The sequence below is a fragment of the Actinosynnema sp. genome, assembly GCF_052038725.1.
This window is the reverse complement of the sequence record NZ_JBQGCX010001080.1, coordinates 1-2254: the sequence shown is the minus strand read 5'-3', so window position 1 is coordinate 2254 and position 2254 is coordinate 1. Positions and strand designations below refer to the sequence as shown.

The window sequence follows — 2254 nt, the reverse complement described above, 5'->3', positions numbered from 1 at the left end:
CGTCGATGAAGCGCTGGACGCCGGTATCGAACACCTCATATTCGTCACCGGCCGCTCCAATGCCGTTATCGAAGAATATTTAGACATCCAGGTCGAGTTGGAGCAGAAGCTGCTCCCGCCTGAGGACATGTATCTCGCGCTGAAGCAGGCCATCTCGCTCGGCCTGTTAGACGCGGTGGTGCAGGGCCTGTTCTGACCCGCCTCGCCTGCATATCGTTCCGGCATTATCCTGGTCAGCCGGAAAGGCGATTTCATGTACGAGAAGCGGGATTTCAGGTCGGCCGAGAGCCTCGAAGCCGAGGAGGGCAGGCGAGACGCGCTTGTGCCGTTCCTGGCGGGTCACGGATTCAGGGTGAGAGCCAACGGCGACCATCGCCGCACCCACGGCGCTTCGGCCGTGGAGCAGCTCATCCTTGCCGTCTCGCCGCAGGGTGAGGACATGCTCATGCGCGTCCGGCTCTGTTGGCTCCGGAAGGGGAAGAGCAGCAACGAGCACCTGTTCGCTGCCGCGCAGCTCTCGTCGAAGCTACGGAACGAGAGCCATGCGGAGACGCTTGCCCACCTGCGGAACCGTGACGCGCGGAGGGGAATCACTCACACCTTGTTCGTGCAGGACGATAGGCTCCGACGCATCATCTGTGCGGCGGTCGTTCCGACCGACGCCTTGGGTCCGATATGGGAAGGGCAGCGCGCCGTGGCGGAGGAACTACTCCGCAGCCCCTCGGCGAGGCCGAACGCGGCGAATCAGATCCTCAACGGCAAGTCTCCGACCATCTACCTGATGGATGAGCGGCGCGAGGACTCGTACCGCATCCCCGCCGTCCTGTGGAACACGCCGGGCGTGATCCGGCTCGGCCCCGCCGCGGTCGATGTTCCCGTTCCGGGAGAACTCGCATCGGTCGATGCGGTGAACGATTTGGCGCCCAACCCCGACCTGCTCGGCCGCGATGGTGCGGAGGCGGTACAGCGCCTCGCCTCGTCCTACCCCAGGAATCCCGCCGTTCGGCGTGCCGTTCTCAGACGGGCGGATGGACGTTGCGAGCGGCCGGGCTGCGGTGCGTCACGCCCGTGGGTCGGATTCCTAGACGTTCACCACGTCCTCGGTGTTGCGGAGAGCGACCGCCCCCGAAACTGCGTTGCGCTCTGCCCGAACTGCCATCGTGAGGCGCACTTCTCACCCGGCAAGGACGCGCTGAACGCGGAACTGTTGTCCGTTGCTCAGACCGCCTCGCGCAGAGCGGATCCGATTTCGACTTCGCGGGTCACAGGTGGGGCCGCGTGACCTATGCTGATCGTGGTGTGCGGATAGTCGCGTTCGGCGCTCAGCGTTCTTGGAACGCAATCGCGCTTTCCGGACGGCTGAAATGGGCGCAGAGCCGCCCGCTCCGCCTGTTGGTCAGCGATGTCCGCTCGCCCACCGATAGCGGACATCGCGGCAGCGAGCACAACGGTCGCCTGCGGGTCGCGACCAATCGTTCGCCGAGACGGTTGGTTTTAGGTCGCCGGCAGCCGGATCTCCGCTTCCTGCAGGGCGGGGACGAACGCGAAGAAGCGGTCGCCCGGATACTCGGCCTGCTGGTCGGCATCGGTGTAGCGGCGCACCTCGGCGCGCTCGAGGTCGACCAGGCGGCTCTCGCAGGTGAGCGAGACCCGCGGCTCGGCCCCGTCCACCACCTCCATGGTGTCCATCAGCCCGGCCCAGAGCGGGAACGGGTCGGCGACAAAGGCGCCCTGATCGTCCAGCAGCGCACCCCAGAGCCGGGCCGGGCGGAGGCGGAAGCTGCGCTCGGCGAGCGCAATGTCGACCACCGCCTGCGGCACCGGCGAGAGCACCAGGGTCAGGCGCACGGCGCGCAGCTCGACCGTCTCCTCCACCTCGCCCATGGCGCCGATCGCGCCCACGCCCTCGAAGACCAGGCCGGCCCAGTGCAGCGGCCCGAGCCCGGTCCAGGCGCGGAAGGGGCCGGAGGCGAAATCGAGGTCGACCAGCACCACCGGCGCAGCGGTCCGGGCGGTGGCGGCCGCGGCCGCCTGCGGATGCAAGCGCGGCGTGGCGGTGATGCCGTCCATCTACAAGGCTTCCTCGAGGCGGAGGGAGATGCTGGTGAAGCGGCCCGGCCGGGTCGGATTGGCCGCCTCGTCGTCGGAGACGAGCCGCATGGCCACGGTCGGTTTGCTGAGCACCAGCGGTTCGGCCAGGGCGGCCGCGGTGCGCAGCGGCGGTGCGATGGGGATGGTCGCGGTGCCGGCGCCG

4 protein-coding genes are annotated in these 2254 nt (G+C 68.1%); 2 read left to right on the top strand and 2 right to left on the bottom strand.

Annotated features, from left to right (window positions below; all coding sequences use genetic code 11):
• Together ACTUAL_RS22805 and ACTUAL_RS22800 are read left to right on the top strand one after the other, a co-directional pair.
• On the top strand, positions 1 to 196 hold a 196-nt coding region (locus ACTUAL_RS22805; RefSeq protein ID WP_440901667.1), incomplete at its 5' end, for a hypothetical protein.
• Positions 197 to 253: 57 nt separating this feature from the next.
• Positions 254 to 1282, top strand: a complete 1029-nt coding sequence (locus ACTUAL_RS22800) for an HNH endonuclease (protein ID WP_440901666.1) — start codon at positions 254 to 256, stop codon at positions 1280 to 1282.
• A gap of 212 nt (positions 1283 to 1494) precedes the next feature.
• Here ACTUAL_RS22800 and ACTUAL_RS22795 read toward each other — a convergent pair whose 3' ends face one another.
• The gene (locus tag ACTUAL_RS22795; protein ID WP_440901665.1) at positions 1495 to 2070 is read right to left on the bottom strand and encodes a hypothetical protein; all 576 of its coding nucleotides are present in this window, start codon (positions 2068 to 2070) and stop codon (positions 1495 to 1497) included.
• On the bottom strand, positions 2071 to 2254 hold a 184-nt coding region (locus ACTUAL_RS22790), incomplete at its 5' end, for a hypothetical protein (protein ID WP_440901664.1).

What these genes read in the sequence shown, in the direction of transcription:
- ACTUAL_RS22800 (WP_440901666.1), top strand. Translation starts at nt 254, where the DNA reads ATGTACGAGAAGCGGGATTTCAGGTCGGCCGAGAGCCTCGAAGCCGAG.
- ACTUAL_RS22795 (WP_440901665.1), bottom strand. Translation starts at nt 2,070, where the DNA reads ATGGACGGCATCACCGCCACGCCGCGCTTGCATCCGCAGGCGGCCGCG.